Raw genomic sequence first — 19,134 nt, 5'->3', positions numbered from 1 at the left:
AGTATTATGTTACGAACCAATGAATTAACCAAAATTGTTGACTCACAAGGTCAAGATTTGACCATTCTATCTGACGTTAGTTTAACCGTAAATGAACGAGATACGGTAGCCATTGTTGGCGTGTCTGGCTCAGGTAAGTCGACCTTACTGTCTCTATTGGCAGGCCTTGATATTCCCAGTAAGGGCGAGGTATACCTTGCTGGGCAGCCTCTGCATGAGCTGGATGAGGATCAGAGAGCTGCTGTAAGGGCGCAAAATGTCGGTTTTGTCTTCCAGTCTTTTCATTTGTTGCCGGGACTGAGCGCATTGGAAAATGTGATGTTACCGATTGAGTTAAAGGAACAGGGCAATGCGAAGCAACGTGCTGCTGAGTTGTTAGAGAAAGTTGGTTTAAAAGAGCGTTTACATCACTATCCTAATCAGTTATCGGGTGGTGAGCAGCAGCGTGTTGCTATTGCCCGGGCCTTTGCCAGCGAACCAAAAATTCTGTTTGCTGATGAACCGACCGGTAATCTCGATACTAAAAATGGTAACAAAGTCAGCGATCTGCTGTTTGAGCTGAATCAGCAGCTTGGCACAACTCTGGTGCTGGTTACCCACGATGATCGCCTGGCAGAGCGTTGTCAGCGGGTGGTTCGGCTGGAAGCTGGCCGAGTCGTCAGTGACGATACATCGGCAGACTCTCAAGCAGCGGTGATGGGGCAAGAATAATGTTGAGGATGGCAATGCGAACCTTCCGCCGTGACTGGAAGGCCGGAGAAGTCAAAGTCCTGTTATTTGCCTTGATGGTTGCTGTTATGGCAATGGTTGCCATTGGCTCGATCACGGATCGCGTTCATCGTGCTATGGGCGAACAAAGCAGTGAGTTTTTAGGTGCAGATTATACTTTCGAGTCGCCGAGGCCGATTGATCCGAGCTGGGTCGATAAAGGGTTAAGTTCCGGTTTAGAGATTACCGAGTCGCAGTCGTTTGCTACGGTTTTATCGCAAGGGGATAATTTTCAGCTGGTTAGTGTGCGTGCGTTAGCGGGTAAATATCCGCTGAAAGGAACGGTTGAGATGGCCGATAAACCATTCTCACAGGGCGTTGTGCAGCAGTCACAACCTGATGCCGGCACTATCTGGGTTGAGCCGCGGATCCTTGGTGTTTTAGGAATTGAAGTCGGCGATACAATTGATTTTGGCTCAATACAGCTAACTGTGGATGGCGTTATTGTGGCGGCGCCGGGACAGGCCAGTGAAGTATTTAACGTCGCGCCGAAAGTTTTAATCAATCAGGCCGATGTCGAGCCTGCGAATATTATTCAGCCGGGCAGTCGTATTGAATATACGTTGTTTATTGCCGGAGAGCCTGAGCAGCGCGAGCCTTATATTCAGTGGATAAAACAACAGAAGAATCCGAGCCAGGAAATCACCGGCGGTAAGGAAGGTACCCCAGCTTTAAAAGCAGCGCTAGATCGGGCTGAAACGTTTTTGCGTCTGGCCAGTTTGATTTCTGTCGTGCTAGCCGGTGTGGCGATTGCGGTTGCTGCTGGTCGCTATAGCCACCGTCACTTTGATTACTCGGCCATTTATCGCTGTCTTGGCATGCAGATTGGGCAGGTTCACAAGTTATATCTGTGGCAATTATTAATGATTGGCGTTATCGGCTCTGTAATTGGTTTGGCGCTTGGGCTTGGACTGCAGGCTTTGGTCATCAACCAATTCGCCGATTACTTACCAAAGCCAATGGTTGGGTTAAGCGTGGCTCCCGTTTTATCAGGAGCACTGAGTGGCCTGGTTGTGCTATTAGGCTTTGCATTGCCATCCTTTTTACAAATTGCCAAAGTGCCGCCGCTTAGAGTGTTGCGCAAAGAGCTGTTGCCGCGTGCCATGTCGAGTTGGGTGATTTATTTGTTGGCTATTGGTGTGATGGCGCTACTGATGTGGTGGCAGAGTCAGTCGTTACAACTTGTCGGAATTTTATTAGTGGTCGCGGTTGTAACCTACCTGTTAATCCGTTTAATTGCCTGGCTTATTTTCAAGACTGGCATCTGGCTCGGTAAGCGCGGCTCTGCGCCGGTACGCTTTGGTGTTGGACAGTTGAAACAGTACCCAGCATTTACTATCAGTCAAATCAGTGCTTTTGGTCTAGCCTTCATTATTATGTTATCGACAGTGCTTATTCGCAGTGAGTTATTAAGCGAGTGGCAGAGTCAGTTACCGGAAGATGCGCCGAATCATTTTTTAATTAATGTACAGGAAAATGAAGTCGAACCACTGGAAAGTTTACTGACGCAAAATAACGTACAAACCGAAGGCATTTATCCCATGGTGCGCGGCCGCGTGACCGGTTTAAACGATATGACCTTGGAAGAGGCGCTGAATGAAGAGCAGCGACGTACCGGCGCTTTACGACGCGAGTTGAATTTAACCTGGATGGCGGATGTGCCTTCTGCCAATAAAGTGACCCAGGGGCAATGGTGGTCAGAAGCTGATATTCAAGATGATGTCGCTGAAATCTCGATCGGTGAAGAATTAGCTAACCGTTTGGCGTTGGAGCTGGGTGATATGATCCACTTTTCGATTGGCGGATTAGAGCTCGAGGGCAAGATTAGCAACCTTCGTTCTATTCAGTGGGATTCTTTTCAGCCCAATTTCTTTATTATTTTTGAACCGGGCGCTCTGGATGATTTCCCAGCGAGTTATATCACCAGTTTTCACCTGCCGTTGGAAAACAAAAATGTTTTAAACCAGATCTTGAAACAGATGCCAACGATCACCATTATCGAGCTTGATGCGATCATGGCGCAGGTCCAGTCAATTCTGGAACAGGTGACACTGGCGGTAGAGTTTATCATGCTGTTTGTGTTGTTGGCAGGTGTTGCTGTACTGTATGCTGTGCTCCAGGTCAGTCGGGAAGAACGAGTGTTATCGGCGACTCTATTGAAAGCTTTGGGTGCGCGTAAAAAGTTTATCCGTTCGAGTATTCTCGCCGAGCTGATATTGCTTGGACTATTCTCGGGCGTGCTGGGAGTTATCGGTGGGGAAGTTCTGGTCAGCATCCTGTACTGGAAAGCAATGAAAATTGATGTTGTGCTGCATCCCTGGTTCTGGTTGTGGGTGCCTCTGATTAGCATTGCCTTTATCGGTATTACCGGTTGGTTAGGCTTGCGCCATCTACTGAATCAGCCTGCGCATCAGGTGTTAAGAGAGTATTGATCGTAAATTAATCGCTCGCTTATTCGGCCCGTTCAAAATAGTGTTGAGCGGGTCGATGAATGACGTAATAAGTAAAATAAAGCTAGACACCGACTGGCTTTGGTTGTTATTAATAAAAAAGGAGAAACAGGTATCGCACCGTAAGCGCCCTGTTTTTTGTGTATTTAAAACAAATAAATTGTTGATTTTAAAAAGATTATTCTATTATGGGTAAATCCTTAGTGATAGTGGAGTCGCCAGCTAAGGCGAAGACCATTAATAAATATTTAGGCAATGACTACATCGTAAAGTCGAGTGTAGGGCATATCCGCGACCTTCCAACAGGTTCAGGTAACAAGAAGCCGGTCGATGCCAAAGAGCGTGCGCGTAAAGCCGCTGAGACTCGAAAACTATCGCCAGAAGAGAAGGCTAAGCATAAAGCGCGTAAAGAAAAGAAAGCGCTTTTTGATCGTATGGGCATTAATCCTGAAAAAGGGTGGGATGCCAGATATGAGGTATTACCCGGCAAAGAAAAAGTTCTTAATGAACTCAAAAAGCTGGCAAAAAATGCTGACCAAATCTATCTCGCGACGGATTTGGATAGAGAAGGAGAAGCTATCGCATGGCACCTGCGTGAGTCTTTAGGTGGTGATGATAGTCGTTATAAGCGAGTGATTTTTAACGAAATCACCAAGAAGGCGATCCAGGAAGCCTTTAAACATCCGGGGCATTTGGACATGAACTATGTTCATGCCCAGCAGGCGCGACGCTTCCTTGACCGCGTGGTTGGCTTTATGGTGTCACCATTATTATGGCGCAAGATTTCTCGCGGTTTATCGGCAGGACGTGTGCAGTCGGTTGCTGTACGTCTGTTGGTGGAGCGTGAGCGTGAAATTCGAGCCTTTATTCCAGAAGAATACTGGGATGTGCATGCGGATACCCTGACGCAGGGCAGTCAAGATTTGCGCTTGATGGTCAATAAGCACCAAGGTAAGAGCTTCAAGCCAACCAATGAAGCTGATACCAATAAGGCGTTGGAGGCGTTGAAAGGTCAAACTTACAGCGTTTCTTCGCGTGAAGATAAGCCGCAAAAGAGTAAGGCGCCAAAGCCGTTTATTACTTCGACTCTTCAACAGGCTGCGAGCACCCGTCTTGGTTTTGGTGTTAAAAAGACCATGATGATGGCGCAGCGTTTGTACGAAGCGGGTTATATTACGTATATGCGTACTGATTCGACGAATCTGAGTGCAGATGCGGTTTCCAGTTGTCGTGATTATATTGGTGATAATTACGGCAATAAATATTTACCAAAAGATCCAAACGTCTATTCGAGTAAAGAGGGTGCTCAGGAAGCGCACGAAGCGATACGTCCGTCCGATGTTGGTGTCCGAGTATCGCAATTAAAGAATATGGAAAAAGATGCTGAGCGCCTGTATGAACTGATCTGGCGTCAGTTTGTTGCATGTCAGATGGTTCCAGCGGAATTTGATGTCACCAGCTTGAAGGTTAAGGCCGGCGATTATGAATTAAAGGCGCGTGGTCGTGTCATGAGCTTTGATGGTTGGACTAAGGTACAGCCAATGCAGAGTCGCGGTAAAGAAGACGTGGAGCTGCCCGATGTTAAAGAGGGGGAAGAGCTGAAATTGCAAAAGCTCGATCCAAAACAACACTTCACCAAGCCTCCAGCACGTTATTCGGAAGCCGCTCTGGTAAAAGAGTTGGAGAAGCGCGGTATTGGGCGTCCTTCGACTTATGCTTCGATTATTTCGACAATTCAGGATCGCGGTTATGTGCGACTTGAGAATAAACGTTTCTATGCGCAGAAAATGGGTGAAATCGTGACTGATCGTCTGGTCGAGAGTTTTGACGATTTATTGGATTACTCATTTACCGCAACCATGGAAAAGCATCTGGATGAGATCGCCAAAGGGCACTCTGACTGGCGTATTACGCTGGACGATTTCTATGATGAGTTTTCAGCACAATTAGCGAAAGCGGATAAAACCCAGGATGAAGGTGGCATGCGCCGCAATGAGGCCGTCGAGACTGAGCTAATGTGCGGTAAGTGTAACGAGCATCATCTGGCTATCCGAAATGCCAGTACCGGCGTGTTTCTGGGCTGTATGGGCTATTCATTACCGCCGAAAGAGCGTTGTAAAAACACGGTCAATCTTATTCCCGGTGAAGAGTTTGTAGCCACTGATGATGAAGATGAAGCGCGTTATTTGCATACGCGTAAGCGTTGTCCTAAGTGTAATTCAACCATGGATGATTACCTGGTGGATGAAAAGACCAAGCTTTTTATATGTGGCAACAATCCCGATTGTGACGGTTACGAGATCGAGAAGGGCGAGTACAAGATTAAAGGTTATGATGGCCCTGTACTCGAGTGTGATAAGTGTGGCAGCGACATGCAGTTAAAAACAGGACGTTTTGGTAAATACTTTGGCTGTACTAACGAAGATTGCAAGAATACGAGAAAACTGCTGAAAAATGGTGAACCAGCGCCACCAAAAGCCGATCCGATCCCGATGCCAGAACTGATGTGTGACAAGGTGGATGACCATTATGTGTTGCGTGATGGCGCGGCCGGTATCTTTCTGGCAGCGAGTAAGTTTCCACGTAACCGCGAGACTCGTGCACCGGCAGTTGATGAAATCTTGATGGTTAAGGACCAGCTGGATCCAAAGTACAAATTCCTGGCCGAGGCTCCGACCAAAGATCCTGATGGCAATCGGACTTTTGTTAAGTTTAGTCGTAAGACCAAGCAGCAATACGTTGCCGGCGTTAAAGAGGACGGTAAAGCCAGCGGCTGGTCTGCGTTTTATGTCAACGGCAAATGGCAGGAAAAAGAATAGTTATATCTACTGCGCTTAGCTATACTTTGTTGAAATCCACTTTCTAAATACTCGTTTACTAGTGTAAACTTCGTGTTCTAAAGTGGATTTCGTCGCGTCTAGCTGTTGCTGGTGACGATATAACCACGGTTCTTTGGTATAAAGTCAATTATTGTCGGGACAAACCATGTACTCGTTACTTCGTTCTATCCTTTTTCAGCTCGATGCTGAGCGTTCACATCACCTATCACTCAACTCACTAAAATTAGCAGAAAAGCTAAAGTTAACGGGCATGTTAGCTAAACCTGCGGTTCAGGACCCGGTAGAAGTCATGGGCGTCAAGTTCCCCAACCGCGTGGGTTTAGCGGCGGGGTTGGATAAAAATGGTGAATATGTTGATGCCTTGGCAAAAATGGGCTTTGGTTTTATCGAAGTCGGGACCGTTACTCCAAGACCGCAACCGGGTAACCCTAAACCACGTCTCTTTCGGATAAAAGAAGCGGAGGCGATCATTAACCGCATGGGCTTTAACAATGATGGTGTGGAGCAGTTGCTGGAGAATGTCGCCAGCGCCAAATTCGACGGTGTCTTAGGGATTAATATTGGTAAGAATTTTGATACGCCGGTTGAAAAAGCGGTAGATGACTATCTTATCGGCATGGAGAAAATCTATTCCAGGGCTGATTACATGGTGGTAAATATTTCATCGCCTAACACGCCTGGGCTACGGGATCTTCAGTTCGGTGATACGTTGAAAGACTTATTGGATAATCTGAAAAAGAAACAACAGCAGCTGCATCAGGAGCACAAGACGTATAAGCCGCTCGCCATTAAGATTGCGCCGGACCTGTCCAGCGATAATATTGAGGAGCTGGCTAATACCTTTACTCAGTTCGAAATGGATGGGGTGATCGCAACCAATACGACCTTTGACCGCAGCCAGGTTGAAGGTATGAAGAATGCTGATGAGCAGGGTGGCTTAAGCGGTAAGCCGCTTTCCAGCCAGTCGAACAAAGTGATTAAACGCCTGGTTGATGCCATGGATGATAAAATTCCGGTGATTGGTGTAGGCGGAATCAATGACGCTGAGTCAGCTCTGGAAAAGCTTGAAGCCGGAGCCCGTTTGGTACAAATCTATTCTGGTTTTATTTATCATGGACCTCAACTGGTACACGATATAGCTAAAGCCATTAAACACCATTACGCCACTAAGTAATCGAGAACACTATGCAGTTTTACGCCATTTGCCCTAAGGGTGTTGAGTCTTTACTAGCTGAAGAGTTAACTTCACTCGGTGCAACAGACATTAAAGAACACCCGACACACGTTACCTTTGAAGGGGATTTGGCCGTTGCCTATCGCGCTTGTTTGCACTCCCGTTTAGCCAACAGAATTTACCATTGCCTACTCGACGATACTTTTGATTCCGTCGAGGAACTCTACCAGAAAGTGAATCAAATCGAGTGGAGTTGGCATTTCGACCTTAAGCAAACCTTTGCCGTGACCTGCGTCGCTCGAAAAAACAAACATATTCGACACTCGGGTTTTGGTGGACAGAAAGTTAAAGACGCGATTGTCGATCACTATCAGGAGCGTTACGAACAGCGCCCTTCTGTCGATAAGGATGAGCCTGACTTCAGGGTTCATGCACTGATTAATGGTTTGCAGCTAAAAGTTGGTATCGACTTATGCGGCCATGGTTTGCACCAACGAGGTTACCGTGCCGATGGTGGCAGAGCGCCGATTAAGGAAAACCTGGCTGCGGCCTTATTAATTCGAGCGGGCTGGCCAGAGTTGGCTAAACAGGGATATGACTTTCATGATCCTATGTGTGGTAGCGGCACCCTGTTAATTGAAGCGGCCATGATGGCTACGGATATGGCACCGGGACTGCTGAATCATGAGTTCGCTTTTTTGCAGTGGAAACAGCATGATGATGAGTTATGGCAGGAAATATTAGCCAGCGCCAAAGTGCAGGCGGAAAAAGGCAAGCAGAATCTGTCTAATCACTTTTACGGCAGTGATAGCTTTCGCAAAAGTTTGCCCGTAGCCGAAGAAAACTGTCGAGCGAGCGGCTTAACCGATTTTATTTCCATCGAAGAGCAGGATATCCGCCACCCCAAACAGGAGTTAATCAGCGACAAAGGACTCTTGCTGTCAAACCCGCCTTATGCTGAACGTTTGGGCGAAGAAGAGCAGGTGACTCAGTTGTATCGTGACTTTGGTAACTACATCAAGGTGCGCTGTCAGGGATGGCAGGCTGCGTTCATCACGACTGATGAGCGTTTCGCAAAAGCGGTCGGCATCCGTTCGCACAAGCAGTATAAATTTAAGAACGGTGCTCTGGACTGTAAATTATATTTGTTCGATGTGAACGAAGATAATTATTACACACCATTCGATCCAACGGCATTCAACCCCAACTGGGAAAACAATCTTTCGGAAGGCGCCAACATGCTGAAGAACCGTATCCGAAAGAATATGCAACGACTAAAGTCTTACCTGAAACAAAATGATGTCAGTTGTTACCGCCTGTATGATGCGGACCTACCTGAATACTCGGCAGCGATTGATGTGTATGGTGATGAAGCCCATATTCAGGAGTATATGCCGCCTAAAGAGGTGCCAGAAAAGGTCAGTAATAAACGTTTGAATGAAATCGTTCGTGTTACGGCTGGTATTCTGGAGTTACCCGAAGCTGAATTACATATAAAACAGCGTAAGCGACAAAAAGGTAAGCAGCAATATACAAAACAGTCGCAACAGGATGATTTTAAAATTGTTGAAGAGAATGGCTTTAAGTTTCAGGTGAACTTAACCCAGTATCTGGATACTGGGTTATTCTTAGATCATCGTAAGACACGAAAAATGATCCTCAATGAAGCTGATGGCAAAAAGTTTTTAAACCTCTTTGCTTATACAGGTTCAGTTAGTGTCTATGCGGCTCTGGGGGGAGCTAAAACCACCACGGTCGATATGTCTAATACATACCTTAATTGGGCTAAAAAGAATTTTAGTTTGAATTCAATTGCACCTTATGGGCATAACTTTATTCAGTCAGACTGTATGCAATGGCTGGAAGAGCAGGAACCCGTTGCAGACTATGATTTAATCTTTCTTGACCCTCCAACTTTCTCCAACTCTAAGCGCATGGAGCAGACGTTTGACGTGCAGCGCGATCAGGAGAAATTGCTTAACTTAACCATGGGGCTGTTGAATCCTCAGGGAAAGCTCTACTTTTCTAATAATTTCAAAAAGTTTATTTTAGAGCCTAAATTAAAGGAAAAGTATGTGATTCATGAGATTACGGGGAAGACTTTACCTCCTGACTTTAAAAATAGTCGTAACCATCATCGCTGTTGGCTAATTCAGCATAAGGCATAAATACTATAAAAAAGCCCAGTAAAAACTGGGCTTTTTATCAAGAAAAGAAAACTTTCGGTTACTTCTTCTTACGAGTAACACGCTTTTTAGCAGGAGTCTTCTTCTTAGCTGCTGCTTTTTTCTTAGCAGGAGCTTTCTTTTTGGCTGGTGCCTTTTTCTTCTTGGCAGCCGTTTTCTTTTTAGCTGGTGCTTTCTTTTTTGTAGCCGCTTTCTTTTTAGCCGGTGCTTTCTTCTTAGCAGCGGCTTTCTTTTTCGCTGCGGCAGCTTTAGCTTTGGCTTTAGCAGCTTTCTTCTTCTCTGCTGCTTTTTTCTTAGCAGCGGCCTTTTTAGCAGCTGCTTTTTCACGCGCAATGCGTTTCTTTTCTGCAGCTTTGGCTTTCTTCGCTTCTTTAGCGGCCCATTCTTTTTCAAACTTGGCAATTGCTTTTTCCAGTGCTGCCTGTTTCCTGGCAGCAGCGCGACCATCGGCAAGAGCAGCTTTCGCTTTTGCTTGTGCTTTTACAGCTTGGTTAACGGCTGTTTTAGCTTTACGAGCAGCGTCTTTCGCTTTTTTTGCGCTAGCCTTACTCGTTTTGGTTGGTTTGTCTTTTGCTTTCTTAGTAGCGACTTTAGCTTTGTCGTTAGCTTTTTTCGCAGCTTCACGAGCTTTCTTTGCTGCGGTTGCCGCTTTGTTAGCTGCTGCTTCTAGCTGCTTCAAAGTTGGAGACTTTGATTTAGCTTTTGCAGTAGACTTCACTGGTTTTCTAGCCATGATTGTTTCCCCTATTTGTCGCGTGATGTTTTTGATTAAATTTCAATCAAATTATACGGAAAGAATTTTGTAATGTTAAACATTAATTATGATAAAGTGGCCTTATTGAAGAGTTTTTTTATGTTTTTTATTAAAAAGTATGCCAAATAAGCAAGAAATAATTTTTTATACGACTTTTGGTTGTCATTTATGCGAACAAGTTGAAGCAATGATTCTTACATTAAATCAACAAAAAAATTTGGCAAAAAAATATGACATTATTGCGTTCGATATCATTGATGATGAAAAAACATTAGAACAATATCGAACAACAATTCCGGTTTTAGAAAATCAAATCACAAAAGAAAAATTATTTTGGCCTTTTACTTTTGAACAACTCGAACAGTGGTTGAGTTAACGAAATAAAACTTAACTTTTATTTTGTTCTCATTGAATGTCTAGTCAATGCGACTCAAGTTTGCTTTGTGTCGTTCTCCTAAAGTTCATGTGCGACTTAATTTGACTAGTGTGTCTATCAGGCAACACTAGCGTACAAACTTGACAAAATCTTGTTTTGAACGTATGTTTCAAACAACTGTTTTAGTTGTTTATGGCCAAATTATCATGAGCACAAACGATTCAACCCAAACGAAAATCCTTGATGCTGCTGAGTTTTTATTCGCCGAGCGAGGTTTTGCCGAAACCAGCCTGAGAACGATAACCAGCCGTGCCAAAGTCAATTTAGCCAGTGTGAACTATCACTTTGGTTCAAAGAAGTCATTGATTCAGGCGGTATTTGATCGCTTCTTGCAGGATTTTACCTTGCAATTAAGCATTCGACTGAATGAGTTGGAGCAGGAGCCAGCCAGTGAACTTAAAGCCGAGGTATTACTCGGAGCTTTAATCGATCCCTTATTGTCGCTGAATAAAACACGGAAAAATGCAGTATCAATTTTTATGCGCCTGTTAGGGCGTGCTTATGCAGAAACACAGGGCCACTTACGTCGTTACGTCACAGAGCGCTACGGACATGTTCTGGTGCGCTTTACTCACTTATTTCAAAAAGGCTATCCGGGTTTAACTAATGATCAAATTTTCTGGCGACTGCATTATATGTTGGGAAGTTTGATTTTTACCTTGGCTGGCAGTGACGCTTTACGTCAAATATCTGAGGCAGATTTTAATCGTAGTCTGGAAGTTAAAGATGTTATTCAGGAAATGGTGCCATTTTTAGCAGCCGGTATGAAAGCATAATATGAAGTATCTTAATCGTTGAGGAAGAAGAATGATCGGGTTAGTTGAGCTATTAATCATGCTAGCAGTTATGGGCTTTTGTGCCTATCAGCGCATGGTCATGAGAAAAGCAATGATCATAAATGGGGTTGCTTTAGCTGTATTGTTGTTATTGGTCGATAATTCATGGGGATTCTATCTATCGTTATTAGTTTACGCCGTTGTCTCTCTGTTTTATTACTTACCGGATCTACGTGTCGACTGGATTTCTCGTAAGCTGTATCACTTTATGCAACAAGTGTTACCGCCAATGAATGATACCGAAAAAACGGCTCTGGAAGCGGGGGACGTTTGGTGGGAAGGCGAGTTGTTCCGGGGAAAGCCTGACTGGGATACCTTGCTAAATTATAAAAAACCAACGTTAACCGAAGAAGAGCAATCGTTCGTTGATAACGAAACGGAAGCGCTGTGTGAGATGTTGGATGATTGGGACATTGTGCATAAGCGCAAAGACTTACCGCCTGAGGTCTGGGACTTTATTAAAGAGAAAGGCTTCCTTGGGATGATCATTCCAAAGGAATATGGTGGTAAAGGCTTTTCTGCGCTGGCGCACTCAACGGTAGTGACTAAACTGGCGACACGTTGTCCAAGTGCTGCGGTTACAGTAATGGTTCCTAACTCCTTAGGGCCTGGTGAGCTGCTACTGCATTACGGTACGCAAGAACAAAAAGATCATTACCTGCCTCGCCTGGCAGCCGGTAAGGAAATTCCTTGTTTTGCTTTAACGTCACCGGTCGCTGGTTCTGATGCCGGTGCCATTCCGGATAAAGGTGTGGTCTGTAAAGGTGAGTTTAATGGTGAAGAGACTCTGGGTATTAAGCTGACCTGGAACAAACGCTATATTACGTTGGCTCCGGTCGCTACTATCGTCGGGCTGGCTTTTAAATTATACGACCCTGATGGTTTATTAGGGGATGAAGGTAAGGAAGACTACGGCATAACCTGTGCCTTGATTCCTTCAGATCATCCCGGTGTTGAGATTGGCCGACGTCATTTGCCGATGAATCAGGCTTTCATGAACGGTACCACCAAAGGTAAAGATGTCTTTATTCCGATGAGCATGCTGATCGGTGGTGAAGACTATGCTGGTCAGGGCTGGCGCATGTTGATGGAAAGTCTGGCAGCCGGTCGCTCTATTTCGCTGCCGGCAATGGGTACAGCTGTCGCACAATTGTCTTACAAAATGACCGGTGCTTATGCTCTGGTCCGTGAACAGTTCAAGTTGCCAATTGGGCGCTTTGAAGGTGTGGAAGAAGCTATGGCGCAGATTGCGGGCTTAACCTACCGTACCGAAGCAAGCCGAGTGATGACTGCTGGCGCGGTCGACCTTGGGGTAAAACCATCGGTGGTATCGGCGATTGCGAAATACCATATGACTGAAATGGGTCGTGACATTATGAATCACGCCATGGATGTTCATGCTGGACGTGCGATTATTATGGGCGAGCGCAACTATCTGGCGAATGGTTATATGAATCAGCCGATCGGTATTACGGTAGAAGGTGCGAATATTCTGACTCGTAATTTAATGATCTTTGGCCAGGGCGCGGTACGCTGTCATCCTTATGTACTGCGTGAAATGTTGGCTGCGCAACTGGATGATGAAGAAGAGGGCGTTAGACGTTTTGATAGTTTACTGTTCCGTCATATTGGTTATGGCGTCAGTAACTTCTTCCGTACACTAGGCTTGGGTATGACTGCCGCTAAAATCGCCGATAAACCTGTGGCTGGTGAAACTGGTAAGTACTACCAGCAGTTAACGCGTATGAGTTCGGCGCTTGCGTTAACCTCTGACGTTGCCATGGGCATGCTGGGCGGTGACTTGAAGCGTAAAGAGCGACTGTCAGCAAGATTGGCTGATGTATTGAGTCACTTATACTTATGTTCAACAGTACTGAAGTATTACGAAGATCAAGAGCGTCCTCTGTCTGATTTGCCTTACGTTAAGTGGAATATGGAGTATGGTCTGTACCAGATGCAGGAAGCATTCTATGACTTCTTTGAGAACTTCCCGAATAAGGTGGTGGGAAAAGGTTTACGTCTGATCGCTTTCCCTTATGGCAAAAGCTACAGCAAACCATCGGATCGGCTTGAGCGTGAGCTGGTGAAACCAATGATGAAAGACTGTGATCTTCGGGATCGCATCACGCAGTTTGCTTATGTCGGTAAGACAGAAGATGACGTTACTGGACGTGTCGAACTTGCCTTTAAGAAGGTGTTGGCTGCCGATGAAGTGCGTCAAAAATTACGTAGTGCGATGAAAGCAAAAGAGTTGGATAAGAACTTAACTAACCTTGAGCGAATTGAGCAAGCAATTGAAAAGGGCATCATTAATGAAGACGAAAAACAGATCCTGACGGATGCTGAAACGGCCCGGATGGATGTCATTCAGGTTGATGATTATGCCCATGAGCAAATTTCCGGCGTTATTTCTGATTAAAACTTAATCAGTTTAAGTTTATTTAAGGCGCCTTCGGCGCCTTTTCTTTATAAATCAATAGCCTGATAACTTGTCGAACCTCTCTGTGCTTTATGTTCTGGTTCATCAATATTTGGTATTCTGAAGCATTGAGTTTATGATATGTGTATATACCAAGTAGGTTATACGACATACGATTAAATACTGAGAGACCATATATATGTCAAAAGATAAATTAGTGATTTTTGATACGACTTTGCGCGATGGCGAGCAGAGTCCTGGCGCATCCATGGATAAAGAAGAAAAATTAGAGATTGCGCAACAGTTAGAAAAAATGCGAGTTGATGTGATTGAAGCGGGTTTCGCCGTCGCGAGCCCCGGCGATTTTGAAGCGGTTAAATTAGTTGCTGATAATATTAAAGATAGCACAATTTGTTCCTTGTCACGTGCTGTAGCGAAAGATATTGAAGTGGCGGGTGATGCCCTTAAAGGTGCGAACTCTGGACGTATTCACACCTTTATCGCAACCTCTCCATTGCACATGAAATACAAACTGCAAATGCAACCTGATGATGTTATTGAACAGGCGGTAAAGTCGGTGTCTTTAGCACGTAGCTTGTGTGACGATGTTGAATTTTCATGTGAAGATGCCGGTCGCTCGGATCTGGACTTTATGTGTCGCATTATCGAAAAAGTCATTGATGCCGGTGCGCGTACCATTAATATCCCGGATACAGTTGGCTATAACATGCCAGAGCAATACGCCAATACCATCCAGCAGTTAATCGAGCGCATTCCTAACTCCGATAAAGCGATCTTCTCCGTACACTGCCATAACGATTTAGGGTTAGCGGTTGCCAACTCATTGGCGGCCGTACAGAAAGGAGCGCGTCAGGTGGAATGTACCATTAATGGACTGGGTGAGCGTGCGGGTAACGCCTCGTTAGAAGAAGTGGTGATGGCGATTAAAACCCGTCCTGATTTCTTTGACGTTGAGGTGGACATTGATACGCGTCATATCGTTCCAACATCGCAGCTGGTTTCAAAAGTCACTGGCTTTCCTGTTCAACCCAACAAAGCGATTGTTGGTGATAATGCTTTCGCTCATGAGTCGGGCATTCATCAGGACGGCGTACTGAAAAATCGTGAAACATACGAAATCATGCGTGCGGAAGACGTTGGTTGGGCTAACAACCGCATGGTTTTGGGTAAACATTCAGGCCGCAACGCCTTCAAGAGTCACTTAGCTGAACTTGGCGTGCAGTTTGAAACTCACGATGACCTGCAGGAAGCGTTTATCGCCTTCAAAAAACTCGCTGATGAGAAACATGATATTTTAGATGAAGATTTATTAAAAATCGTTAAGCATTAATCATGTCTCAGTGGAATAAAGCCTATCTGGATGCATTGGAGGTACCTGTATGGGTGCCTCTAAATGCTCATGAAACCGCAAAAGAACAAGAAGCGTCGAGTGGACCGGCACCGGAACCTGAGGCTTCTCAGACTCGTGAACCACTTAAACTCAAACTATTGCAGGGTGATAACAGAGCAAAATTTGCATTTGTTATATCAGAAGACGAAGATTTAAAAACAGCATTGCTAACGTTTCAACAGATACAGTTTGCCTGGCAAGCCTGGCTGGATAAGCCATTGCCCGCAGCCTTGCTGCAAACGGTTTCACTTTCCGATTCAGATGATAACTTAATCGGTATCGAAGATTTTCATGGTCAGCTGATTGACTGTCGTCAATCGGCCAACGCTTTAGAGCGAGCAGCTCTCTCAGCACCAACGTTTGATTTCAAGCAAGCGGATAAAAAAGCCTGGTGGCAATTGTTACAGCGTCTTCATTAACGATGTCAGGCATAATCATTCGCCCATTAGAGGTGGTTGACCTCGAGTCCATCACTGCTATTGAACAACAAGCCCATGACTACCCATGGAAGCAGTCGATTCACCTTTCCTGTATTGAGCAAGAATATCCGAGCAAGGTTTTAGAGCTTAGCGGGCAGGTGGTGGCGTATGCGGTTTATAATTATTTATATGATGAGTGCCATCTTATGAATATTACGACCAGGCCAGACTGTCAGGGTAAGGGACTTGCCACCCAGTTGATACACCACATGTACCAGGTTGCCAGACAGCAAGGTATGCAAAGTATCTTATTAGAAGTTCGAGAGTCTAATCTCCCGGCGATACAGTTTTATGTCAAAGAAGGCTTTCAGGAAATTGGTCAGCGCCCCGGTTACTATCCTACACAGGAGGGTCGTGAAGGGGCTTTGGTGATGAGAAAAGACTTAACTTCATTGCCTTGAAGCTTTAGACTTAGCTCAATTGTTAAAGATTGAAAAGGCAATCAGGAATGCAGCAACAATTCAGTCAATGGCTACAGGCACAGGGGTATGAGTTTTCTGACATTACAGCTTTGCTGTCAGTGTTAGGGCTAATCCTTGTCATCTCCATCGCAATTCACTTCATTTTCCATCGTATCGTATTGCGTTTTGTCGAGCGCATGGCGCAGAAGTCACGCCGCCGCTGGCGAACAGTTTTCTTTGAACGCAAGTTATTCAGTCGGATCGCTTTTATTCTACAGGGCGTGATCATTTATATCCAAGCTTCGCTTTGGCTTAAACCTGATACCGTAGTTTTAGAGTGGATCCAGACGGTTACCATATTATGGATCCTGCTATATATCCTGTTAACGGTATTTTCATTACTCGATGCATTGCTCGATATGTCTCAGGGCGAGTCTCGATTAAAAGGGTTACCGTTACGCGGCTTATTTCAGAGTGTCAAAATCATTGCTTCGGTAGTTATTACTATCCTTGCGGTATCAGCTCTGGTTGGTAAATCCCCATTGATTATTCTAAGCGGTCTGGGAGCCATGACTGCGGTGATTATGTTGGTCTTTAAAGATCCGATTATGGGGCTTGTTGCAGGCATTCAGTTATCGGCAAACAACATGTTGGAAGTTGGTGATTGGCTGGAAATGCCGGCCTACGGTGCTGATGGGGATGTTATCGAAATTGCTCTGACCACGGTCAAGGTACGTAACTGGGATAAAACCATTACCACCGTTCCAACTTACGCGCTGATTTCGGATTCGTTTAAAAACTGGCGTGGGATGGAGCAATCGGGTGGGCGACGTATTTGCCGTCAGGTTCTGATTGATGCTACCAGCGTTGGTTTTTTAAATGAAGACGACATTGCCAGACTGAAAAAAGCTAAACTGCTGGCGCCTTATCTGGAGCAAAAGCAGACTGAAATTAGTCAGTATAATGAACAGAATGAGTTTGACTTGAGTTCGTTAGTGAATGGTCGTCGTATGACGAACTTGGGTACCTTTAGAGCTTATCTGCTGAATTACCTGGAGAGTCGTCAGGATATCCGGCAGGATATGACCTTGTTAGTGCGTCAGGGGCAATCGTCATCGAGCGGTATTCCGATGGAGGTCTATGCCTTTACCGCCACCACTAAGTGGGCCGAATATGAGAATATTCAGTCAGATATTTTTGACCATATCTTCGCGGTGTTACCGGAATTTGGTTTGCGTCTGCATCAGTCGCCCACAGGACATGACTTTTCAAAGTTAGCTCAAGCCAAAGATAGTACACTCAGTGGTCGCTAAAAGCCTCATAAATAGCTTATAATGCCCGCTTTTGCGGGCTGATGCTCCGTTTCCATTAATTATTGTACGAGTAAAAAGAGAGTGGCATGTCTAAGTTGACGTCTGAAATAGAAAATCGCCGTACCTTTGCGATTATTTCTCACCCGGATGCGGGTAAAACAACCATTACGGAAAAGGTTTTGTTATTCGGTAAACAAATCCAGGAAGCCGGTGTGGTCAAAGGACGTAAGGGTAAGCACGCCACTTCTGACTGGATGGAAATGGAGAAAGAGCGTGGTATCTCCGTAACGACCTCCGTGATGCAGTTTCCGTATGGCGGTAAGACCGTTAACTTATTGGATACGCCGGGCCACGAAGACTTCTCGGAAGACACCTATCGGACCCTGACCGCCGTGGATTCGGCGTTGATGGTAATTGATGGCGCTAAAGGTGTTGAGGCGAGAACCATTAAGTTGATGGAAGTGTGTCGTTTGCGTGATACACCCATCGTTACTTTCATGAACAAGATGGATCGCGATATCCGTGATCCGATAGAACTTCTGGATGAAGTTGAAGAAGTCTTAAAGATTAAGTGTGCGCCAGTATCCTGGCCAATAGGTATGGGGAAACAATTTAAAGGCGTTTACCACTTGCTGGAAGATAAAGTTTATCTTTATCAGTCAGGGCAGGGCCATACCATTCAGGAAGAGCGTGTGATTGAAGGTCTGGATAATCCAGACCTGGATGAAGCGATTGGAACTTTGGCCGATGATTTGAGAGACGAGCTGGAGTTGGTGCTGGGCGCGAGTCATGAGTTTGACCTGCAGGAGTTTCTGGACGGCAAGTTAACGCCAGTATTTTTCGGGACGGCATTGGGTAACTTTGGCGTGGACCATATGCTGGATGGCTTAACCACATGGGCGCCATCGCCGTTGCCTCGAGAAACTGATGAACGAGCGGTTAAGGCGACGGAAGAAAAGTTCTCCGGCTTTGTCTTCAAGATTCAGGCCAATATGGATCCACAACATCGCGACCGTATCGCGTTTGTGCGTATTTGCAGTGGTCGGTACCAGAAAGGTATGAAAATGCGTCACGTCCGTTTGGGGCGTGATATTGCGGTGAATAATGCACTGACTTTCCTTGCTGGCGATCGTGAGCATCTGGAAGAAGCCTATGCGGGCGATATTATTGGCCTGCATAATCACGGCACTATCCAGATCGGTGATACCTTCACTGAAGGTGAAGAGTTGAAGTTCCGTGGTATTCCAAACTTTGCTCCGGAGTTATTCCGACGTGTCCGTTTGCGTGATCCAATGAAGAACAAAGCATTGTTAAAAGGACTGGTTCAATTATCGGAAGAAGGCGCAACTCAGGTTTTCAGGCCACAGAATTCAAATGACCTAATTTTGGGGGCTGTCGGTGTACTACAGTTTGACGTGGTTGCAGCGCGACTGAAAAATGAATATAAAGTAGAGTGTATCTATGATCAGGTGAGCGTCGCCACGGCACGTTGGGTGACTTGTGACGACGAGAAAATGTTTGAAGAGTTTAAGCGTAAGAACGCAGATAATATAGCTCTGGATGGTGGTGATAACTGGAGTTATCTAGCGCCGACCATGGTTAACCTCAACCTGGCGATGGAGCGCTGGCCTGATGTGAATTTCCTGGAAACACGGGAGCACTAACTA

At 45.4% G+C, this 19,134-nt stretch carries 13 protein-coding genes and 1 pseudogene; 13 read left to right on the top strand and 1 reads right to left on the bottom strand.

Features of this window, described 5'->3' with window-relative positions; genetic code table 11:
• The first annotated feature begins 6 nt into the window (after nt 1-6).
• The 5 genes from H7708_RS00095 to rlmKL all read left to right on the top strand — a co-directional run bounded on the left by H7708_RS00095 (nt 7) and on the right by rlmKL (nt 9,400).
• Entirely contained in the window at nt 7-711 is a 705-nt protein-coding gene (locus H7708_RS00095) for an ABC transporter ATP-binding protein (RefSeq protein WP_223668430.1), read from the top strand.
• A complete protein-coding gene (locus H7708_RS00090) occupies nt 711-3,200 on the top strand; it encodes an ABC transporter permease (protein WP_223668429.1) in 2,490 nt (829 codons plus the stop codon). Before H7708_RS00095 ends, H7708_RS00090 begins: the two co-directional genes overlap by 1 nt.
• Nucleotides 3,201-3,406: 206 nt before the next feature.
• Nucleotides 3,407-6,037, top strand: a complete 2,631-nt coding sequence (gene topA, locus H7708_RS00085; protein ID WP_223668428.1) for a type I DNA topoisomerase — start codon at nt 3,407-3,409, stop codon at nt 6,035-6,037.
• A 166-nt stretch (nt 6,038-6,203) separates the two neighbouring features.
• Nucleotides 6,204-7,232, top strand: a complete 1,029-nt coding sequence (locus H7708_RS00080) for a quinone-dependent dihydroorotate dehydrogenase (RefSeq protein ID WP_223668427.1) — start codon at nt 6,204-6,206, stop codon at nt 7,230-7,232.
• An 11-nt stretch (nt 7,233-7,243) separates the two neighbouring features.
• On the top strand, nt 7,244-9,400 hold the full coding sequence (gene rlmKL / locus H7708_RS00075; protein WP_223668426.1) for a bifunctional 23S rRNA (guanine(2069)-N(7))-methyltransferase RlmK/23S rRNA (guanine(2445)-N(2))-methyltransferase RlmL: 2,157 nt from the start codon (nt 7,244-7,246) through the stop codon (nt 9,398-9,400).
• Between the two features lie 58 nt (nt 9,401-9,458).
• Here rlmKL and H7708_RS00070 read toward each other — a convergent pair whose 3' ends face one another.
• Nucleotides 9,459-10,151, bottom strand: coding sequence for a hypothetical protein (locus H7708_RS00070; RefSeq protein ID WP_223668425.1), 693 nt, complete (start codon nt 10,149-10,151; stop codon nt 9,459-9,461).
• A 139-nt stretch (nt 10,152-10,290) separates the two neighbouring features.
• On the opposite strand from H7708_RS00070, the gene H7708_RS00065 reads away from it, so the two are divergent.
• From H7708_RS00065 to prfC, 8 genes and pseudogenes are all read left to right on the top strand, one after another.
• On the top strand, nt 10,291-10,548 hold the full coding sequence (locus tag H7708_RS00065) for a glutaredoxin family protein (protein WP_223668424.1): 258 nt from the start codon (nt 10,291-10,293) through the stop codon (nt 10,546-10,548).
• A 206-nt stretch (nt 10,549-10,754) separates the two neighbouring features.
• Nucleotides 10,755-11,384 carry a TetR/AcrR family transcriptional regulator gene (locus H7708_RS00060; protein ID WP_223668423.1) on the top strand — a complete coding sequence of 210 codons (630 nt, stop codon included), beginning with the start codon at nt 10,755-10,757 and terminating at the stop codon, nt 11,382-11,384.
• 31 nt (nt 11,385-11,415) lie between these two features.
• Entirely contained in the window at nt 11,416-13,863 is a 2,448-nt protein-coding gene (locus H7708_RS00055) for an acyl-CoA dehydrogenase (RefSeq protein WP_223668422.1), read from the top strand.
• 199 nt (nt 13,864-14,062) lie between these two features.
• A pseudogene (locus H7708_RS00050) lies at nt 14,063-15,205 on the top strand (2-isopropylmalate synthase); the annotation flags it as partial.
• A gap of 11 nt (nt 15,206-15,216) precedes the next feature.
• Complete coding sequence (locus H7708_RS00045; protein WP_223668421.1) at nt 15,217-15,693, top strand: hypothetical protein; 477 nt, start codon at nt 15,217-15,219, stop codon at nt 15,691-15,693.
• Between the two features lie 2 nt (nt 15,694-15,695).
• On the top strand, nt 15,696-16,154 hold the full coding sequence (gene rimI / locus H7708_RS00040; protein WP_223668420.1) for a ribosomal protein S18-alanine N-acetyltransferase: 459 nt from the start codon (nt 15,696-15,698) through the stop codon (nt 16,152-16,154).
• Between the two features lie 47 nt (nt 16,155-16,201).
• Nucleotides 16,202-17,467, top strand: a complete 1,266-nt coding sequence (locus H7708_RS00035; protein ID WP_223668419.1) for a mechanosensitive ion channel family protein — start codon at nt 16,202-16,204, stop codon at nt 17,465-17,467.
• 86 nt (nt 17,468-17,553) lie between these two features.
• Nucleotides 17,554-19,131, top strand: coding sequence for a peptide chain release factor 3 (prfC, locus tag H7708_RS00030; RefSeq protein ID WP_223668418.1), 1,578 nt, complete (start codon nt 17,554-17,556; stop codon nt 19,129-19,131).
• Nucleotides 19,132-19,134 lie beyond the last annotated feature (3 nt).

It is taken from the genome of Kangiella shandongensis (genome assembly GCF_020005365.1).
GTDB classification, from domain to species: Bacteria; Pseudomonadota; Gammaproteobacteria; order Enterobacterales; family Kangiellaceae; genus Kangiella; species Kangiella shandongensis.
Note: the sequence above shows the minus strand (reverse complement) of the source record. Positions and strands in the feature narration are given on the sequence as shown.

Excerpts from the sequence above, each read along its gene's own strand:
- H7708_RS00065 (WP_223668424.1), top strand. The coding sequence starts at position 10,291 with ATGCCAAATAAGCAAGAAATAATTTTTTATACGACTTTTGGTTGTCAT.
- H7708_RS00080 (WP_223668427.1), top strand. The coding sequence starts at position 6,204 with ATGTACTCGTTACTTCGTTCTATCCTTTTTCAGCTCGATGCTGAGCGT.
- H7708_RS00045 (WP_223668421.1), top strand. The coding sequence starts at position 15,217 with ATGTCTCAGTGGAATAAAGCCTATCTGGATGCATTGGAGGTACCTGTA.
- H7708_RS00035 (WP_223668419.1), top strand. The coding sequence starts at position 16,202 with ATGCAGCAACAATTCAGTCAATGGCTACAGGCACAGGGGTATGAGTTT.
- H7708_RS00055 (WP_223668422.1), top strand. The coding sequence starts at position 11,416 with ATGATCGGGTTAGTTGAGCTATTAATCATGCTAGCAGTTATGGGCTTT.
- rimI (WP_223668420.1), top strand. The coding sequence starts at position 15,696 with ATGTCAGGCATAATCATTCGCCCATTAGAGGTGGTTGACCTCGAGTCC.
- H7708_RS00095 (WP_223668430.1), top strand. The coding sequence starts at position 7 with ATGTTACGAACCAATGAATTAACCAAAATTGTTGACTCACAAGGTCAA.
- H7708_RS00060 (WP_223668423.1), top strand. The coding sequence starts at position 10,755 with ATGAGCACAAACGATTCAACCCAAACGAAAATCCTTGATGCTGCTGAG.
- rlmKL (WP_223668426.1), top strand. The coding sequence starts at position 7,244 with ATGCAGTTTTACGCCATTTGCCCTAAGGGTGTTGAGTCTTTACTAGCT.
- prfC (WP_223668418.1), top strand. The coding sequence starts at position 17,554 with ATGTCTAAGTTGACGTCTGAAATAGAAAATCGCCGTACCTTTGCGATT.
- H7708_RS00070 (WP_223668425.1), bottom strand. The coding sequence starts at position 10,151 with ATGGCTAGAAAACCAGTGAAGTCTACTGCAAAAGCTAAATCAAAGTCT.
- H7708_RS00090 (WP_223668429.1), top strand. The coding sequence starts at position 711 with ATGTTGAGGATGGCAATGCGAACCTTCCGCCGTGACTGGAAGGCCGGA.
- topA (WP_223668428.1), top strand. The coding sequence starts at position 3,407 with ATGGGTAAATCCTTAGTGATAGTGGAGTCGCCAGCTAAGGCGAAGACC.